The 17,096-nt window shown below is 45.1% G+C and carries 20 protein-coding genes; 3 read left to right on the plus strand and 17 right to left on the minus strand.

The genetic code is table 11. The features are described from left to right. Window positions 1–70: 70 nt before the first annotated feature. Window positions 71–1,588: a UbiD family decarboxylase gene (locus tag PseudUWO310_RS07335; protein ID WP_142600067.1), complete on the minus strand. Its 1,518-nt coding sequence runs from the start codon at window positions 1,586–1,588 to the stop codon at window positions 71–73. A 183-nt stretch (window positions 1,589–1,771) separates the two neighbouring features. Further along, window positions 1,772–2,092 carry a tetratricopeptide repeat protein gene (locus tag PseudUWO310_RS07340; protein WP_142600068.1) on the minus strand — a complete coding sequence of 107 codons (321 nt, stop codon included), beginning with the start codon at window positions 2,090–2,092 and terminating at the stop codon, window positions 1,772–1,774. Window positions 2,093–2,162: 70 nt separating this feature from the next. Here PseudUWO310_RS07340 and PseudUWO310_RS07345 point away from each other — a divergent pair, with 70 nt between their 5' ends. After that, window positions 2,163–3,581, plus strand: coding sequence for an IctB family putative bicarbonate transporter (locus tag PseudUWO310_RS07345; protein WP_142600069.1), 1,419 nt, complete (start codon window positions 2,163–2,165; stop codon window positions 3,579–3,581). Window positions 3,582–3,617: 36 nt separating this feature from the next. Here the strand turns inward: PseudUWO310_RS07345 and aroA are convergent, their stop codons facing one another. After that, on the minus strand, window positions 3,618–4,955 hold the full coding sequence (aroA, locus tag PseudUWO310_RS07350) for a 3-phosphoshikimate 1-carboxyvinyltransferase (RefSeq protein WP_142600070.1): 1,338 nt from the start codon (window positions 4,953–4,955) through the stop codon (window positions 3,618–3,620). 92 nt (window positions 4,956–5,047) lie between these two features. Here aroA and PseudUWO310_RS07355 point away from each other — a divergent pair, with 92 nt between their 5' ends. Further along, entirely contained in the window at window positions 5,048–5,680 is a 633-nt protein-coding gene (locus tag PseudUWO310_RS07355; protein ID WP_142600071.1) for a hypothetical protein, read from the plus strand. Window positions 5,681–5,748: 68 nt separating this feature from the next. Here the strand turns inward: PseudUWO310_RS07355 and PseudUWO310_RS07360 are convergent, their stop codons facing one another. Beyond that, on the minus strand, window positions 5,749–6,888 hold the full coding sequence (locus PseudUWO310_RS07360; protein WP_142600072.1) for a glycosyltransferase family 4 protein: 1,140 nt from the start codon (window positions 6,886–6,888) through the stop codon (window positions 5,749–5,751). 213 nt (window positions 6,889–7,101) lie between these two features. Beyond that, window positions 7,102–7,641, minus strand: a complete 540-nt coding sequence (ilvN, locus tag PseudUWO310_RS07365; RefSeq protein ID WP_009628050.1) for an acetolactate synthase small subunit — start codon at window positions 7,639–7,641, stop codon at window positions 7,102–7,104. A 166-nt stretch (window positions 7,642–7,807) separates the two neighbouring features. On the opposite strand from ilvN, the gene rsmH reads away from it, so the two are divergent. Next, window positions 7,808–8,674, plus strand: coding sequence for a 16S rRNA (cytosine(1402)-N(4))-methyltransferase RsmH (gene rsmH, locus PseudUWO310_RS07370; protein ID WP_142600073.1), 867 nt, complete (start codon window positions 7,808–7,810; stop codon window positions 8,672–8,674). Between the two features lie 76 nt (window positions 8,675–8,750). Here rsmH and PseudUWO310_RS07375 read toward each other — a convergent pair whose 3' ends face one another. The 12 genes from PseudUWO310_RS07375 to hemC all read right to left on the minus strand — a co-directional run bounded on the left by PseudUWO310_RS07375 (window position 8,751) and on the right by hemC (window position 16,868). Next, window positions 8,751–8,957, minus strand: a complete 207-nt coding sequence (locus PseudUWO310_RS07375) for a hypothetical protein (protein ID WP_126386536.1) — start codon at window positions 8,955–8,957, stop codon at window positions 8,751–8,753. Next, window positions 8,957–9,343: a type II toxin-antitoxin system VapC family toxin gene (locus PseudUWO310_RS07380; protein WP_142600074.1), complete on the minus strand. Its 387-nt coding sequence runs from the start codon at window positions 9,341–9,343 to the stop codon at window positions 8,957–8,959. Before PseudUWO310_RS07380 ends, PseudUWO310_RS07375 begins: the two co-directional genes overlap by 1 nt. A gap of 2 nt (window positions 9,344–9,345) precedes the next feature. After that, complete coding sequence (locus PseudUWO310_RS07385; protein ID WP_142600075.1) at window positions 9,346–9,594, minus strand: DUF2281 domain-containing protein; 249 nt, start codon at window positions 9,592–9,594, stop codon at window positions 9,346–9,348. Between the two features lie 69 nt (window positions 9,595–9,663). Further along, window positions 9,664–10,077 carry a hypothetical protein gene (locus tag PseudUWO310_RS07390; protein WP_142600076.1) on the minus strand — a complete coding sequence of 138 codons (414 nt, stop codon included), beginning with the start codon at window positions 10,075–10,077 and terminating at the stop codon, window positions 9,664–9,666. 38 nt (window positions 10,078–10,115) lie between these two features. Further along, window positions 10,116–10,268 carry a hypothetical protein gene (locus PseudUWO310_RS07395; RefSeq protein ID WP_223805574.1) on the minus strand — a complete coding sequence of 51 codons (153 nt, stop codon included), beginning with the start codon at window positions 10,266–10,268 and terminating at the stop codon, window positions 10,116–10,118. Continuing rightward, complete coding sequence (locus PseudUWO310_RS07400) at window positions 10,258–10,476, minus strand: hypothetical protein (RefSeq protein ID WP_142600077.1); 219 nt, start codon at window positions 10,474–10,476, stop codon at window positions 10,258–10,260. Before PseudUWO310_RS07400 ends, PseudUWO310_RS07395 begins: the two co-directional genes overlap by 11 nt. A gap of 30 nt (window positions 10,477–10,506) precedes the next feature. Then, a complete protein-coding gene (locus tag PseudUWO310_RS07405; protein WP_142600078.1) occupies window positions 10,507–14,247 on the minus strand; it encodes a CHAT domain-containing protein in 3,741 nt (1,246 codons plus the stop codon). An 8-nt stretch (window positions 14,248–14,255) separates the two neighbouring features. Continuing rightward, window positions 14,256–14,669: an Imm1 family immunity protein gene (locus PseudUWO310_RS07410; protein ID WP_142600079.1), complete on the minus strand. Its 414-nt coding sequence runs from the start codon at window positions 14,667–14,669 to the stop codon at window positions 14,256–14,258. A gap of 7 nt (window positions 14,670–14,676) precedes the next feature. Further along, window positions 14,677–15,105, minus strand: coding sequence for a deaminase (locus PseudUWO310_RS07415; protein WP_142600080.1), 429 nt, complete (start codon window positions 15,103–15,105; stop codon window positions 14,677–14,679). Between the two features lie 120 nt (window positions 15,106–15,225). Further along, window positions 15,226–15,393: a hypothetical protein gene (locus tag PseudUWO310_RS22805; protein WP_156341328.1), complete on the minus strand. Its 168-nt coding sequence runs from the start codon at window positions 15,391–15,393 to the stop codon at window positions 15,226–15,228. After that, on the minus strand, window positions 15,368–15,826 hold the full coding sequence (locus PseudUWO310_RS07420) for a hypothetical protein (protein WP_223805575.1): 459 nt from the start codon (window positions 15,824–15,826) through the stop codon (window positions 15,368–15,370). The genes PseudUWO310_RS22805 and PseudUWO310_RS07420 overlap by 26 nt, the downstream gene beginning before the upstream one ends. A 91-nt stretch (window positions 15,827–15,917) precedes the next feature. After that, window positions 15,918–16,868: a hydroxymethylbilane synthase gene (hemC, locus tag PseudUWO310_RS07425; protein ID WP_055074652.1), complete on the minus strand. Its 951-nt coding sequence runs from the start codon at window positions 16,866–16,868 to the stop codon at window positions 15,918–15,920. Window positions 16,869–17,096 lie beyond the last annotated feature (228 nt).

Below are 17,096 nucleotides of genomic sequence, written 5' to 3' on the forward strand. Positions count from 1 at the left end.
GCGCCGCAACTCTATTTGTTAGCTATAGAATCTGTGTCAATCGCGCAGCGATTGACACAGATTTTAGTTTTTATCTAATATCGTAACCAAACAAATTGGGATCGGCTCCATCCAGTTTTAGATCTGCCAATCCGTACTCAACCCATCGGCGCGTTACGCGATCGGCAACCTCAGGATCGCTCTCTAAAGGATCGCCCCAATCGCGATCGGTTTCAGGATAGATTTTGGTTGTTGCATCAATTCCCATTCGTCCACCTAAACCTTCCTTCTCACAGGCAAAATCGAGGGAGTCAAAGGGATTATCGGGCAAAATAAATACATCGCGGGTCGGATCGACCTTAGAGCTTAGTGCCCAAACTACCAGCCTCGGATCGCGAATATTGATCGTATGATCGACGACGATCACAAACTTAGTGTAGGTAAACTGAGGCAATGCGCTCCAAAAGGCTAGGGCGGCGCGTCTAGCCTGTCCAGGATATGCTTTTTTGATGGAAATAATAGCTGCCTTATAGGACAAGGCTTCCATTGGCAAAAAGAAGTCGGTGATTTCTGAAACCTGCTGGCGGAGGATGGGAGTATAGATACGATTAAGTGCGATCGCCATCATTGCTTCTTCTTTAGGAGGTAAGCCGCTAAAGGTGGTGAGATAGATGGGATCTTTGCGATGGGTCATGCAATGGAATCTGATCAAAGGAGCCTGCTCATTAATCCCACCGTAATAACCCATGTGATCGCCAAAAGGTCCATCGGTTCCCACTTCATGGGGTGTAATCGTTCCTTCTAAAACATACTCAGCACAGGCAGGTACTTCTAAATCTAGGGTTTTACATTTGGTAAGCTGTACGCCTTCATTGCCATAGAGTCCCGCAAAAATCCATTCTGATAAATCGACAGGAATCGGCGTTGCAGCTGCCATGATTAAGACGGGATCAACCCCGATCGCGATCGCAATTTCGAGTTTCTTCCCAGCCTCTGTTGCTTTGCGCAAATGTCTCGCCCCACCGCGCACGGAGAGCCATTGTACCGTCATCGTGTTTTTGGACTGCTGCTGCAAGCGATAGACACCCACATTAGGAATGCCATTTTCGACATCTTTGGTGATTACTAGGGCGAGAGTGACGGCGCGACCACCATCCTTAGGATAGGGTTTGAGAATGGGAATCTGATCGAGATCTACTGCATCTCCCTGTAAAACTACTTCCTGACAAGGAGCATTTCCAAATAGAAGCTTTTGCGGACGAGATTTAACTACATCAAAGAGAATCTTCCCAAATTCGATCGCCTGTGAGATTTTCTTCGGTGGCTTCGGGCTTTGTAACTTGCCTAATTTCTCACCTAGCACTTCTAATTCTGACTGCTCCTTCATACCCATTGCCCAGCAGACTCGCTCGACTGTTCCTAGCAAATTTACTGCCACTGGTGTTTGATAACCCTTAACGTTCTCAAATAACAGTGCTGGTCCTCCCGATTGCAACAGGCGATTGCTAATCTCAGCAATTTCTAACTGGGAATCAACTTCGGCTTTGACACGATGGAGTTGTTTGCTCTCTTCGAGCAGTTTGAGAAACGATCGCAGGTCACGGGTCATAGGGCTATGGGGAATGGGCAATGGGTCAATACCCTATTGTAACTAAATGTTACGTTTATTACCCGTTAATCACCTAACTAAATTCAAGGCTTCAATTGTAACGAGCCCACCTTCAACTGCCTCAATATGAAGTTGAAAACCATACAACAAACCCATCCCCACTAATGGATATGAATATGCTGCTTACAATCCTAGGCTTTTGGCATGTGCACAGTCAGCATTTGCGCCTTCGGCATCGCCAAGTTTTGCCTTTGCCATGCCGCGATTAAAGTAGGCTGGTGCGGCAGTTGGCTCTAGTTCGATTACTTTGGAATAGTCCTCGATCGCACCTGCATAGTCTCTAATTTCTGAGCGATCGTAGGCGCGGTTGTAGTAGGCTTCGGCATAGGTCGGATCGATCGCAATTGCCTCGGTATAATCGGCGATCGCCCCCTCAAAATCATCATGTTCGGCGCGTTCCATACCGCGCTCATTATAAGCTTCAGCAGAATTTAGTTTTTCCATTTTTCTTTTTCCTTATACCCTCAAGGTGTCAAAATAACTTTACCCTAAGTTCAAATATGCCGATTGCTTTATGAATTCCAAGCTCAAACTACCCATACCCAAGTTTTTGCAAACCCTGCAATCATCGTGGCTCAGCAGCCAAGCTAGGTTTTTTCAAATAATTAGCCCATTGCAAGCGTGGCGCGAAGGTAGTCGCTTGTTGAGTGCTAAATTTCTGGGTGGCTTACTAGTGGTAATGCTAGCGACCTTGCCATTTTTAGAAAATGCTCAAACAGGGGTAATCGGTGCAGCCGTAGCGATCGCATGGCTATTACTATGGCTTAGCGATCGCCGTGACGAGCAGGATCAATCAGTACCAATTTGGACTGCCATACATACGCCTTTGATTGCTTATTGGGCGATCGCCTTAGTTGCCACTTTGCTATCACCCGTGAGGGTTGCGGCTGCCGATGGCATGGTAAAACTCACGCTATATATGCTTGCCTTTGTGTCGATGAGCCGCTTGATGCGCTTGGGATGGCGATCGATTTTCATTGGGGCATATTTGGGTTCGGCGTTAGTTGCGAGTGCCTATGGGGTGCAGCAATGGTATCTGGGTGCACCTGAGCTGGCGACATGGACAGATCCTACTTCTGAGACGGCAGGCGTTACCCGCGTTTATAGTTTTCTGGGAAATCCCAATTTGTTTGCGGGTTATCTAATGGCAGCCTTACCATTGGGAGCGATCGCGGCAATCCATTGGCGCAACTGGGGCATGAAGACCTTAGGAATATTGACGGCTATTCTGGGAGCCTTTTGCATTACGCAAACCCAAAGTCGTGGAGGACTGATGGGAATTGCCGCCGAAAGTTTTACCTTGGTGTTACTTTTGGTTTATTGGTGGGGCAAACGCTTGCCGAGTTGGACTTTTCCTTCGGTATTAGGTGGAACTGCAGGGGCGATCGCTTTGGGAACAATTCTCGTCCCCACATTGCGTAAGCGGGTAGGTAGTATTTTTGGAACCGATGATAGTAGTAATGCCTTTCGGGTTAATGTTTGGCAATCGGTTCTTAATATGATTAGGGCGAAACCAATTTTAGGAATTGGTCCTGGTAATAAAGCTTTTAATCAAATCTATCCGCTCTATCAGCGATCTGGTTATAGTGCCTTGGGTACTTATTCTGTACCATTGGAGATTACCGTAGAAACAGGCATAGTCGGCATAATCTGTTATAGCTGGCTAGTTTTTACAATTTTCCGTCAAGGGTGGTTTGGTTTAAATCGATTGAGAAGCGATCGCGATTCGAGTGGTTTATGGATTATTGCCGCGATCGCGACTTTAGTGGGAATGCTCGTTCATGGTTTAGTGGATACCGTCTGGTATCGCCCACAGGTGCAATTACTTTGGTGGTTGGCGATCGCGATTATCAGCAGCTTTTATATCGCTCCCATACCCACAGAGGAAGAAGAAAATAACTTGCAGTCAGAAGATTCTCTTGATTTAACTTGATAAAAAGGGAAAGAGGCGCAACGCGCCTCTTTCCTTTTATTTGGAATATAAACTTTGTAGAGTTGGAATAAAGGAAGGATAGGAAATTGCGGCGGATTCGGCGCGGTTAATTGAAGTTTTGCCTTTGGCGACTAGGGCGGCGATCGCTAAACTCATCGCAATCCGATGATCGTCATAACTCTCTACTTCTGTACCCGTGAGTAATTTTCCGCCAACGATCTCCATGCCGTCAGGACGTTCCGTGACATTTGCCCCTAACTTAGTCATTTCCTTGACCATCGCCACAATGCGATCGCTTTCCTTGACGCGCAGTTCTTCGGCATCCTCGATGACGGTCGTTCCTTCCGCACAGGCGGCGGCGATCGCTAAAATGGGAATCTCATCGATCAATCGAGGAATTACCGCACCACCAATCCGACAAGCCTTGAGAGCTGCTGATCGCACGCGTAGATCGGCGACAGGTTCGCCCGTAACTTCCCGTTGATTTTCGTAGGTAATATTGGCTCCCATTTCGGCAAGGACTTCTAGAACTCCCGTACGGGTAGGATTGATGCCTACGTTCTCAATTAATAGATCGGAATTTGGAACGATGGAAGCGGCTACTAACCAAAAAGCCGCCGAACTGATATCTCCAGGGACGGTGATCTCTTGCCCTACCAACTTTGCGCCCCCCTTGACGGAAACGGTATTCGTTTCTATGTCAACGGTAACTTTTGCCCCAAAGGCCGCTAACATTCTTTCGCTATGATCGCGCGATCGCTCTGGTTCGGTAACGATCGTCTCGCCATCAATCATTAGCCCTGCGAGCATGATGCAAGACTTGACCTGAGCCGAGGCTACGGGAGACTGATAGTGGATTGCTTTGAGATTTTGCCCTGAGATTGCCAAGGGTGCGCGCGCTCCATTCTCTCTGCCCCAGATATTTGCGCCCATTTGGCGTAGCGGATTGACCACGCGAGACATCGGGCGCGATCGCAAGGAATTATCACCCGTCACCGTAAAAAAGCGATCGGGATGACTTGCCAAAATCCCCAACATCAAACGTAAGGTCGTCCCCGAATTCCCAGCATTTAAAACATCTAGCGGCTCTTTTAAATTTCCCAATCCGATCCCCGCGATCGTCACTAATTCTGAATTAAGGGGAGAGATCGCTGCTCCCATCGCATTAAAGCAAGCCGCCGTACTGCGAGGATCTTCACCGAGCAACAAACCTCGAATAGTGGTTACCCCTTCCGCCAGAGAGCCGAGCATCAAGGCCCGATGCGAAATTGACTTGTCCCCAGGGATGGTGATTTGTCCGCGCAAGCCCTGCGGCAATTGGCCTGCGTCAATATTGAGGAGGTGATGGGTTTGAGTAGTATCGAGGTCAATCATGTTAGAGTCAGTTAGCAATTAATATTACATTAAGACAAAATCACGGCAAATTTAGACTTAATCAACGCCATCAACGTCATCACCAGCTTTTTATGAATTCCCCTGAGCCAAATTCTGCTGATTTATCTGCTGATACAAATGCTGAGCGAAACCCGATCGCTACGGCAAGCATCGCAGAAATGGAAAGATCGCCACGACAAAATCTCGGTTCGTTTCTCGATCGCCTTTATGGGACTTTGTTTTTACCGCAGGCAACTTTTGAGGAACTTAAGGCAAATCCTACCTTCGAGCAAGCCTTGATTGTAATTGCTTTGGTTAATTCGCTGGAAACTCTTCGCCTTGAGCGGTTTACGATTTTCAAAATGTTTGGCTCGATGGTTAGTGCGGCGATCGGCTGGTTGTTTTTTACATTTTTACTTCAGCAGTTGGCTAGTGTTTTTCAAAAGAAGGTCGAGATGAAAGTCTTACTGACCCTGACAGGCTTTGCCAGCTTGCCTTGGCTGTTTATGGCTCCCGCGCTCAGCTTGCCGATCCAGTCGCGAACGAACGCAGCGATTGCGGTCATTATCTGGTTTATCATCTGGCAAGTTTGGAGTGCCTCAGTTGTCTTAGAAATTAAGATCTGGAAAACCCTAACGATCTTTCCTTTAGCGATCGCTGGTGGTGTGGTGGCTTTAATTTGGCTTGGCAATGCCTTTAAGTTGATATTTAGTATCTCGTTTTAAATATATAGCTGCCGCCAACTGTATATAAGGATGGGCGGTGCAAAGCGCCGCCCATCCTTTTCTCTTTTTTATCGGGTGAGGGCAAATTTACAAGTCTCGATGGTTTGTTCGTAATAATTTTGCAATTGTCGGGTGGCTGCATCCCAACCCCATTTTTCGGCTTCTAGTCGCGCCTCAATGCACATATAGTCATTGCGATTTTCATGGCGATTTTGCAATAGATTTTCGGTGGCTAAAACTAAACCATTGCTATCAGTGGGATCGAATAAATAGCCATTAAGCCCATTGGTGACAATATCGGGAATACCTCCTGAATTAGCTGCTACGACTGGACAGCCTGCCGCCATGGCTTCAAGAAGGACTAGTCCGAGGGTTTCCGTCCGAGATGGAAATAAGAAGGCATCGCTAGAAGCAAAAGCAGAAGCGAGATCGTCGCCGCGCAGATAGCCCACAAAATTAGTATTGGTATCGGCAAAAATTTTCTCTAACTCTTGGCGATAGGGACCATTGCCAACTAGTGCAAGACGGCTATGCGGGATTGCTTGCAGCACGGGCAAAATTTGCTGGATTTCCTTTTCGGCGGATAGCCTACCGACGTAGAGAAATAGGATGTCTTCGGGATGTCCTTCGGTCAGGCGCGATCGCATTTCTGCACTCTTAAAGCGTGGGTGAAACTGGACGGTATCGACACCCCGTTGCCAGAGATCGAGACGCTCGACCCCATGCGATCGCAATTCATCGATCATCACTGTCGAGGTACAAAGGTTTAGAGCAGCTTGGTTATGGGTATTTTTCACCAATTCCCACATCACCCCTTCCAGAAAACCTAAACCATAGTGCTGTAAATATTGCGGTAAATGGGTGTGATAGGAAGCCATAAGAGGATAATTCATCGTTTTGGCATAATATAAACCCGCCATGCCCAAAATGGCAGGATTTACAATATGCACGATATCTGGCTTGAATTGCTCCAACGCGTGACCGATGGAAGGGCGTGGCAAAGCAAGTTTTAATTCTGGATAGAGGGGAAAATCAAAGGCTGATACGCCATAGATCTCTGCCCCACAATATTCCTTCAGCCCCCCATCGGGCGAGAACACCAGTACTTGATTACCGAGCTTGACCAGATACTCAACGGTATATTTGAGGCGGGTAACGATGCCATCAATTTTTGGCAAAAAAGTCTCGGTAAATATGGCGATACGCATAGTATGACTGTACGGAATCGTTGTCTGAGGTTTGACAGCATCATACTATAGCGCTAAGCCCCATCTAAATAAAAAGCGTCCTATGGTGGTTTTTTATTTACAGTACTTTGCATTTTGTCAGTGGATGCAGCCCATAAGTTGCCCACGCGCAAATCCCAAAAGATGAGTGGCAGTGCTTTGCACTGCCACTCATCTTTTGTTTTTTTACTCAATTTAGAGGTTAGATAAAGCGCCACGCGCCCCATCACGAGAAATTTTTAGATATTCCGTATTAACGCCCGATTCGCGGGTGAGAGAAACCTTGCCCGTACGAGCAATTTCGCGAATGCCAAACTTATTTAACATCTTCAAGATGGCAACCATCTTTCCAGGATCGCCCACCACTTCGATTGTCAAGAAGTCGTCAGCCACATCAACAATACGGGCGCGGAAAATTTGCGCTATTTCAATAATTTCCGATCGCACATTTGGCGCAGCATTTACCTTGACAAGCATCAGCTCGCGCTCTACACAAGGAATATTAGTAAAGTCGAGAATGGTAATCACGTTGATCAGTTTATGCAACTGCTTGGTGATTTGCTCAATCGTGTGATCGTCGCCAGAGACAACCATCGTGATGCGCGTAAATCCATCTTGCTCGGCAGTTCCCACCGCAAGGCTCTCGATATTAAAACCTCGGCGGGCGAACAAGCTAGCAATGCGGGTCAGCACGCCTGCCTCATCTTGGACGACAACGGAGAGAGTATGTTTCATGGTGACAAAGTCGGAAAATAAACAGCACAGTAGACTATATTAATGACTTTGGTTACCTTATTGCGATTATCAAGATACATATTGATAACGATTAAGGTGCTTTGCTTCCAAAACTAAAGGGGGGCTTTGCGTCCTTCTTTAGGCAATTTATTCCCCCATCACCCATATGACTGCTCAGTTTCATCACGTTCCCGTCCTTGCCGAACCCACGATCGCAGGTTTAGCCATTACCTCAGGCGGCGTATATCTCGACTGTACCGTAGGCGGCGGCGGGCATAGCTCGTTGATTTTGCAAGCGGCCGAAAATGTTCACCTAGTTGGAATCGATCGCGACGAAATGGCGATCGCGGCGGCTAGTGAAAAATTACAAGATTATCAAAACCAAGTCTCGTTCTGGCGCGGTAACTTTTGTGAATATCAGCCCGCCGCAGATTTGCAATTTGATGGCATCCTTGCCGATTTGGGCGTAAGTTCGACCCAGTTTGATGTGGCGGAGCGGGGATTTAGCTTTCGAGAATCAGGTGATCTCGATATGCGGATGGATAATCGCCAAACTCTCACTGCTGCTGAAATTGTGAATCACTATCAAGAAGTGGAACTTGCGGATATCTTTTTTAAATTGGGAGAAGAGAGATTGTCCCGCAGGATTGCCCGTCAAATCGTCGAGAAGCGTCCCTTTAAAACTACCTTAGAACTGGCTAATGCAATTTCTGCTTGCGTCCCTTCCAGTTATCGTCATGGCAGAATTCATCCTGCTACCCGCACCTTTCAGGCTTTGAGAATCGCTGTCAATCGCGAATTAGAGAGCCTTGAGAAATGGCTTGCCATTGCCCCGAATTGGCTGAAAGTGGGGGGCAAAATTGTGGTGATTACTTTCCATAGTCTCGAAGATCGCATTGTTAAGCATCGGTTTCGTGAAGATGATCGCTTGCAGGTGCTCACTAAAAAAGTAATTATTGCCACTGATGAAGAAAATCGGGCAAATCCAAGAGCGCGATCGGCGAAGTTACGGATTGCTCAAAGGGTTGAGTAAAGGGTTGAGTAAATTTACGAGACTTTCAACCAGTCAAAGATATCCCTAGCGGTAATTTGCCAAGTTTCTAAGCCTTCTAATCATCGGGAAATTGCCAACACATAATCCGTTCGACATTTTTGGAGCCACATCGACATGCTTCGGCATGGGAGGCGACCCATTCATAATCACATTTACGACAGTGATGTAAGACATTATTAATATTGGCGGCGGCAATGCGATCGCGTCCTGCTTTTAGTTCTTCAGGTGTCAGGACAGATTCAGGATCATTTGGCTCAGTCATTATTTCCACAATATCTGTATTGGATAATTATTGAAAGATTGGTCGCAACCGACGACAATTAAATTGTTGCTGATTGCCTGTGCAATTATCATTCGATCGAATGGATCTCCATGATGTAAGGGAAGATTTTTATAAATCTGCGTATCGGCAAAGGTAATTGATAAAATCTCGATTTGCAATGAATTTAAAACATCTAATAAATCATCAAATTGGTTTTGCAGCGTAAGTTGATTTTTACCAGTTTTGATTGCTATTTCCCAAAGGCTAATAATACTCAGATATACTTTGTCGGCTGACATTTCGATCGCTTCTCTAGCTTTTTCGGTTAACTTTGGGTTGCCCTCGATATACCAAATGAATGTATGCGTATCTAAAAGAATATCCATGCTTACATATACTCTGCAAACTCTTCCATTGGCGAGTCAAAATTATCGGACATGGTAATTTTGCCTTGCCAAATGCCAAATCCATCGCGTTTTTTAGCTTTTTTCTCTTCCAAAGCTTCTACGATGTCGTTATTTTGCTTGGCATAGTTACTTTTGAGAAACTCAATATAATGAAATACTTCTATCTGTAGAGAATGGGGCAGTTGTTTTAAGCTCTCTTCAATGTTTTGAAAGGTTGTTGTTGGTAGCACGATCGCTTCTCCTTGCTAGCTTTAACTAAAAATATCATAACTTTGTTGCTTAACGGTTGGTGAATCTCGCTAGGCTGATATCAGGTGAAGGGTTTGTTGATTTTGTAGATACTCTATGACCAATAATCTGAGATAGTCCAACATACAGATATATGACTGCATCTGTGGATAATGCGATCGCGCTTCGCTGTAGAGTTGAACGATGAGGTGGTTGTTAAATACGCTTAGTTTTTGTAGTTCGGCGATCGCTTGGTGATCGTTTCTTAAACTTCCTGATGCGGCGATTTGGCTGGCGTAACCGCGAATACTTACTGTCAGTAATTCAATTTCTTCTAATGGGGTAAATTCTGCTTCGGATTGGGTGAAGTTTTGAGCAATTTGTTTGCGTTCTAGTTTGGTATTTTGATAGTGCACGGTTAACTGCTCTAGGAGTTGAGCAATATAGTTTCGCTGAGATGTTAATTGATTTTGAGTTTGTGTCATTTGTTTATTCCTCGTTAGTTCCATAGGTGACTATTTTTTCAATGCCATATTGGTCTGGTCGCACGATTAGAAATTCTGTAGGTTCCTGCTTCCCATTCCTTGAGATAGTTGAGTAATTCAGCTATTTCGGTATCGGTATGTCCTTCAAGGATTTGGGCTAGGTATGGGTCTATGGGCGACTCATCTTGCATCTATTTTTGTGGTTTCGGGTATATGGTCATTTTCATTTGTTCGATCTTGCATCCTTTGAATGAGTTCGTCTAATTCTATGGGGATTTTATTGATAATTTGCTTGAGCCAAATGTTGAGGACGATCTGTATTTTTTGTCGTTCTGTAGGGCTTAAGTTTCGATAGGCTCTAGCAATTTCTGGTTCGACTTCGATGGTGATAGTTTCCATAACTTACCTCTAGTTTTTCCTTTTTAATTTTTACTTGCTCTCAATGCCGTGTAAGATGGCGATGATAATTTCGTAATCTTGATAATCCAATCCTTCGCAGAGAATATCTTCATCCCTTTGTCCGTTGAGAATTTTCCGAATTGCAATGACGAGGTTTTGCCAACCATGTGGGATCATTTGTCCCAGAAATGTCTCTAATCGATGTCTAAGCTCATCATCATCAACTGCCTTCACCGTACCGTCGATAAGCTTGGTATGTTGGCTTAGCTCATACTTTGTGCCTACAAAATTGGCGTGAGACTCGCGAGAAAGGCGGCGATAGTCCCGTGCTTTGGCTGTATCACCTTGTTTATCACTAATCTCTGCTAAGATGCTGTACGTCTTCCAAATCTCAGATGCCACAGAATCAAGGTTTTTATCTATGGTCAGTCCTTCTTCTGCTAATTGTTGTGCTTCGTTGAGACGATCAGGAAATTGTTGCAGTAAATTAGCAAGGTTTTTAATTGCTCCACATGCCATAACTCCATTACCTGAATCGCGAAAACCTTGAATCGCTTTGCGATACCATTCCTCAGCCTCTTTCATTTTTCCCGCACCTACACTAACAAGTGCTAAATGGTTCCAAGTCGTTACTGCTCCATTCGATCTACCGATTAAACCTTGTGCTTCCTTAATTCGCGCAGACTGGCGATAGGCTTGTTCTGCGTATGCCCATTGGCGTGATTCTTCAAATGTCCTACCCAAATTATGCCATGTAATCGCTTCTGCTAAGGGTTCTTTGAGTTGCTGAAAGATTGCAAGTGCTTTTTGGTAGAGTTGTAAGGCTTCAGGGAGTTTTTTTTGTACTAGTGCTAAAGTTCCAAGCTGTATTTGCATGACAGCTTCTCCTCGTCGATCAACTCCAAGGTCTTTTTTCATTGCTAACAATTCCTTGTAAGACTCATGTACTAACTCGTAGTTCCCCATAGCTATCAAGACATCTCCGAAATCTATCTGTAATGAGCTTATTTGTCGCTTCGTACCGTTATTTTGCTCTAACATTGCCGCAACTTCCAAGCCGAGGCGATAGTTTTCTGCCGCCCGTTCTGGCTGTCCCGTAGCCCAATAGCAACGTCCAAGCAAGTTTAGCGTAGTGCATCTCTCGTAGGTAGGTGTTGTTCCTAATTCTGACAAAATCTTCTTGAACACCATCTCCGCGTCAGCATAGCGTCCTGCGTTTTGTAACTGTTCACCCAGATTGATCTGTGTTAAATACCAAGTTTGTGATCCTGCCTCACTATCTATATGCTGCAACCGTTTCGTCAAGTCTTCCCGATCTTGATTTAGCCCGAAGACTTGCAAGAAGAAGTTAACTTTATCCACAAAATCTACCGCAAAGTCTTCACCTACTTTGATCGCACCGCGCACTGCAAACAGCAAATTCGATAGTTCCAGTTGAAAAATCTCTCTAGTTACAAAAGAATTTTTATCGTCCTCAAAATACAAATAATCCGACAGTTCGTAATAGCATTGAAAATGGTTACTGAGGAGTTCCTGTTTTTCGGTATTGGTTAGCCGTCCCCACATCGTAGACGCAAGGATCGGATGAAACTTAAGAAAGGGAATAGTCACCCCCAAACGAATCAAAGGTTCTGCTTGTATTAGTCCTATTGTTTCTAGCTGCACTCTAATTTTATTCCATTCCTTTTCTACTACTTCTGTAATTGCTACTAAATTATGCTCGAATACACTACCTTGAAATACCCCCAAGTTTTTAATCCATTCTTGCGCTTCAGGATCGAGACGATTTATCGACAGATTCAAAGAAGCAAGTAACGGATTATCAGGAGATTGCACCAGTAACTCCTCTAACTCCTTACGCACATCCAAAACCTGCCGATCCTTCAACTGTGCTGCCAACAAACCGATCGCTAAAGGCAAACGCTGCACAAGCTCAAACAACGCCAGCAAATCATTACGGAACGGTAAATCCAAACGTGGTGCAGGAGGCAACTTCAACAGCCTTTGGAAATAGTTCACCGCATCATCAGGTCGTAAACCCTCCAATTGCAAAGAAACGTGTTTATGGGGAAGCCAAGGTTTTTCTCTTCTAGCGTCAGGATCTTTAACTTGATAATCAGGATGATGCAAATCAGGTGTGCGTGTCGTTAGCAATACCCGACTTTCCCCCGCCTCCGACCATTCCTTCGCCGCATCTAGCAAACTTACCAACTGCTCCGCATCCAACGACTCCAAATTATCCAAAATCACCAACACCGACTGATCCGCCAACGCCCTAGTCACCGCCGCCGCATCGATCAAATTTGTTTCCAATACTGTCGCCAACACACTTACCGCATAGGACACCGCATCGATCCCCTGAAAATTGGCATAGCCCACCAAACACACCCGCGCAAACATCCCTGTCCGCAACAACCAACGCCCCACCTCCTCAGCCAAATAAGTCTTCCCCATCCCACCAAAACCCGAAATCGTCACCCGCCGCGTATCCCGCACATATGCCCTCTCGATCTGCCACAACTCCCGCGCCCTACCCCAAAAACCAGCCTTCTGCACCTCACTAATATTCCCTCCAATCTTCTCCCCCCTCTCCAAGGAGGGCTGGGGGGGATCAACCACTTCTAACAATGCCCGATCTCTTCCCACCTGATACAACGCAGGTAAAAACCAATCCTGTAAACGCAAAGTAACCCGATCTCGTCCACGCTGGCGATCGCCCCGTTCTCGATGTGCATACAAATACCGCCGCGCATTTTCCAACGCCTCACCAAATCTCTGTCCCCCTGTCAGATGCTCGTAAAAAGCCCCAAACATCTGCTCCGTTGTTGACGTTAGCACCGAATATTGCATCGCCAAAACTGTCGGAATCCCAGCATGGGTAAGCCCAGCCGCCACACTTCCTATGGCTTCTTCCCCCGCTACCGCCGCCGTCTGACAAGCCGAAAGCAACATTGCACTGATACCAGCCTGACTCAAACTTTCCCCAACTCGCGCCGCCGAAACACGATCGCCATTACCACCAATATCCTCAAACAGCAGATAACCAATGTTTTTATTGGCATCAAACACCCCATGCCCATCAAAATGCACAATATCCACCGATGGCAAACTTTTATCTGCTAAACGTTCTACCAATTTATCGAGAGTAGCGGGACGCAAAAACTCCACATCAATTAATCCCTGTGCATTTTTAGCGATCGCCTCAAGAGTAGCCAAAGCATCTTTACGCGGATCGAGAAAACCCGCACCTATGGGGCGACTAATCACAAACAGTAAGCGCAACCGATTTTTGGGAGGGGCAATACTTTGCTTAACTGAATCTTGCTGAAATTCTGACTCATTTGTTAACTGCGAAAAACTACGCCTTATCGAAATTGGATTTTCCCCATGTGATAAATAAGTTCCTTCGGGATCGCTTAGCAATTCCCAAGGCAAAGACAAAATAAGTGGATGACTTGCTGAAATTGTTAAGATCTTGTCTCGCTCATCACTATCCTGAAAATTCTTAAATATTTCCTTCGCGTCACCAACACTAAAAATTGACTCAAACAATGCTGCCCCCCACAAAGGCAATTTCGCCTCAGTCCTTTCAGCACTGCGATCATCCACATCCATCATGTAAAGTGATGTATATTTCTCCAAATATTCGCGAATCTCAGCGCGATCGCCATCATTCACAGGTGCGATAAATTCCAGAGCATCCGTCTCGCGATTATTTGATTTGATGACAAAGCGATCGGAACTCGTAAACCGCACATTTAGCTCAATCATCAATAAACCTATACAAGCTCCAAAATTTTATCTTGCTCCCAGACAACCGATTTTTCCATTATTCCAAACTCAGCAAAAGTTTTAGCAGCCCTGAGTGCCATATCCAAACCAACACATAATTTCGTTGGATATATACCTTCTTGCCCGCCAACCACCAACTTTTCATCCATACCTAACTTAAGCGGATCGACAACATAATGAAATATCTCATTGTCAAAGGTTAAATACACCACATATCTCCCCTTACCACCACCAATAGCAAGGTGTGCTTCATCTTCAGTTTCTAAAGTTACTAAAGTCTGCCGATTCCCATCTAGCGACCTAATCGCAACCTCAATTTCCAGCCAATTCTGGGCTGACTTTAATACCAACTGATTGCGATTTTCTTGCCAGTCTTCAGTTGAGAACTTAGAAATAAACATCAAAACCTCACTTTAACCTGATTACATCACAACCGCTAGGGCTAATCACCTCTAACTCTTCCAAGTCTAACTGCTTAGCCATTCCCTTCACACCGCCATTTTGACCACAAGGTCTACACAAATCGCGATCGACTATTAATCTAGCTCGACCGCCTCTAATCCCAGCATCAAATGCTTGTTGCATAACATCAGCCTCAGCATGGGTTTTACTAATCGGATTCACCCTCAAAGTAACAACCCTCCTAGGGTTAGGGTCGCTCCCAGAATTGACTCCAAAAAATTCGCGATCCCCGATCTCCAACTTTGCCACCGTAGAACCATCATGTTCACTACCAGCTACAGGTAAATCTAGTTTTTCCCTAAATTTGGCTAATTCCTGAAATTTAGCAGCAATATCTGCTGCGGGGTAATCAATATAATCTTTGTCGCTTGTCATTTCTAAAATAAGTTTGGATAATGTGATCCTTAATTGATTGACGAGCACAATCAGCCAAACTTAAGCCTTGATCCTAACACAATATTTCTAAATTTTGGCGAAAAAAATCTTTCTCATAGATTATTCTGGTGAATCAAGTATATTGCGTAACTCAGCGATCGCCTCTGCTGCTGTGTAAGACTTTAATTTTCCTGCACGATATGCAGCCAAAGCCTCACGCCCATTTTGAGCAATCTCATCACGCCGCCGCTCAATTTTAATTTTACGAATTTTCCTTGCGATCGCCATATTCATCACAAAATGCCTTCACGCCAATATGCAACACAATCACCGAAACCGCCACGATCACCGTTGGCAACACATTTCCCGATAAACCTAGCCCAGCCAAAATTCCTTTAAAAGTAGAAATCGTCTCCTTATTATCCAGATCGCCCCATTTTTTCCATTGCTTATGCAGCACCCCATCTTCCTCACAGAGATCTGCCTTGGCTGCTTTCCAAAACTTTTGCAAAAAACTCTTCGCTGGTTCCTTTGTTGCAGTCGCGATCGCCTGATTTTGCTTAACCAGTTGTGCCTCTTTATCGCCAGATTTTAGAGGTGCGTCACCAGAGAGCGATCGCAACTCCAATAACTGAGCATCAATTTCCGCCGCAAGAATAGAAATCTCCTCATCAGAAAACATCGATAATTTCTCCGCAAATGGAATGGCTGAACCTATCATAACCATTTCTTTCTAAAAAAAGGAGGGAGCGATACTTTGGATCGCTCTCTCCTTTTTGCTTTTTATATAGCAATCAACTATATCTCTAATCTTAAGCTCGTACTTCTGCAAAAATCTTATTGAGAATATCTTGAGCGCCCTTAGATTTTAAGTCGTCAGCAAGTTCCGCACCGATCGCTTCAGGATTAGTCAGATCGCCTGTTACTTCACCCTTAACCAAAGTCTTCCCATCAAGGCTCGCGACAATGCCTTTAAGAGTTAACTTGTCAGCAGTAATGGAAGTATTCACACCAATGGGAACTTGGCAACCGCCTTCGAGTTCACGCAGGAAAGCACGCTCCGCAAGACAGCGTTGAGTAGTTGGATAATGGATAATCGGCGTAAACAAAGCCAAGATATCAGGATCTTCAGCGCGACATTCAATTCCTAATGCACCCTGTCCGACAGCATGGAGCGAAATTTCTCCATCGATTACCTCATGCACGCGATCGCCCATTCCCAAACGGCGCAAACCTGCGGCAGCAAGAATCAATGCATCGTACTCACCAGAATCTAGCTTTTGCAAGCGAGTATTCAGATTCCCGCGCACATCCTTAAACGTGAGGTGAGGATAGTAATGACGTAATTGAGCCAGACGACGCAGCGAAGACGTACCAACTACCGTCCCCGCTGGCAAAGTGGCAAGAGTTTGGTCTTTCAGTTTTTCATGGACGACTAAAGCATCCGCAGGATCTTCCCGTTCGGTTACCGCACCGAGAATCAACCCTTCAGGTAAATGGGTTGGTAAATCTTTAAGGCTATGTACCGCAAGGTCAGACTCCTTGGTTAGCATCGAGACTTCTAATTCCTTGGTAAATAAGCCCTTATCACCAATTTTGGCAAGTGCCACGTCAAGAATTTTATCGCCCTGTGTACTCATGGTGACGACATCAAACTGGCGATCGGGGTGTGCTTTGCTGAGTTCCGCCTGTACCCAATGCGTTTGTACCAGTGCTAGCTGACTTTTGCGAGAACTAATGCGAACTGTTGAGGATGCAACCATAGGACAAAGGGTGAATGATTAAAAAGTTTTGTAAGGTGGGATTGGTAAGGTGAGATTTTTAAGGTATAAAAAATTTATAAAAATCGAGATAAAAGCACCATTTTCACTCTAGCAGATTCTTCCAATTTTTTAAGCGATCGCTAAAATAGCGATCGCACTTTTTTTAAGTCAGCATATCGACTAAATCTTTGAATAAAAGTTTAGATGCTTTAGCTATAGCCGTCATTC

This window comes from Pseudanabaena sp. UWO310, assembly GCF_006861605.1.
Lineage (GTDB): Bacteria > Cyanobacteriota > Cyanobacteriia > Pseudanabaenales > Pseudanabaenaceae > Pseudanabaena.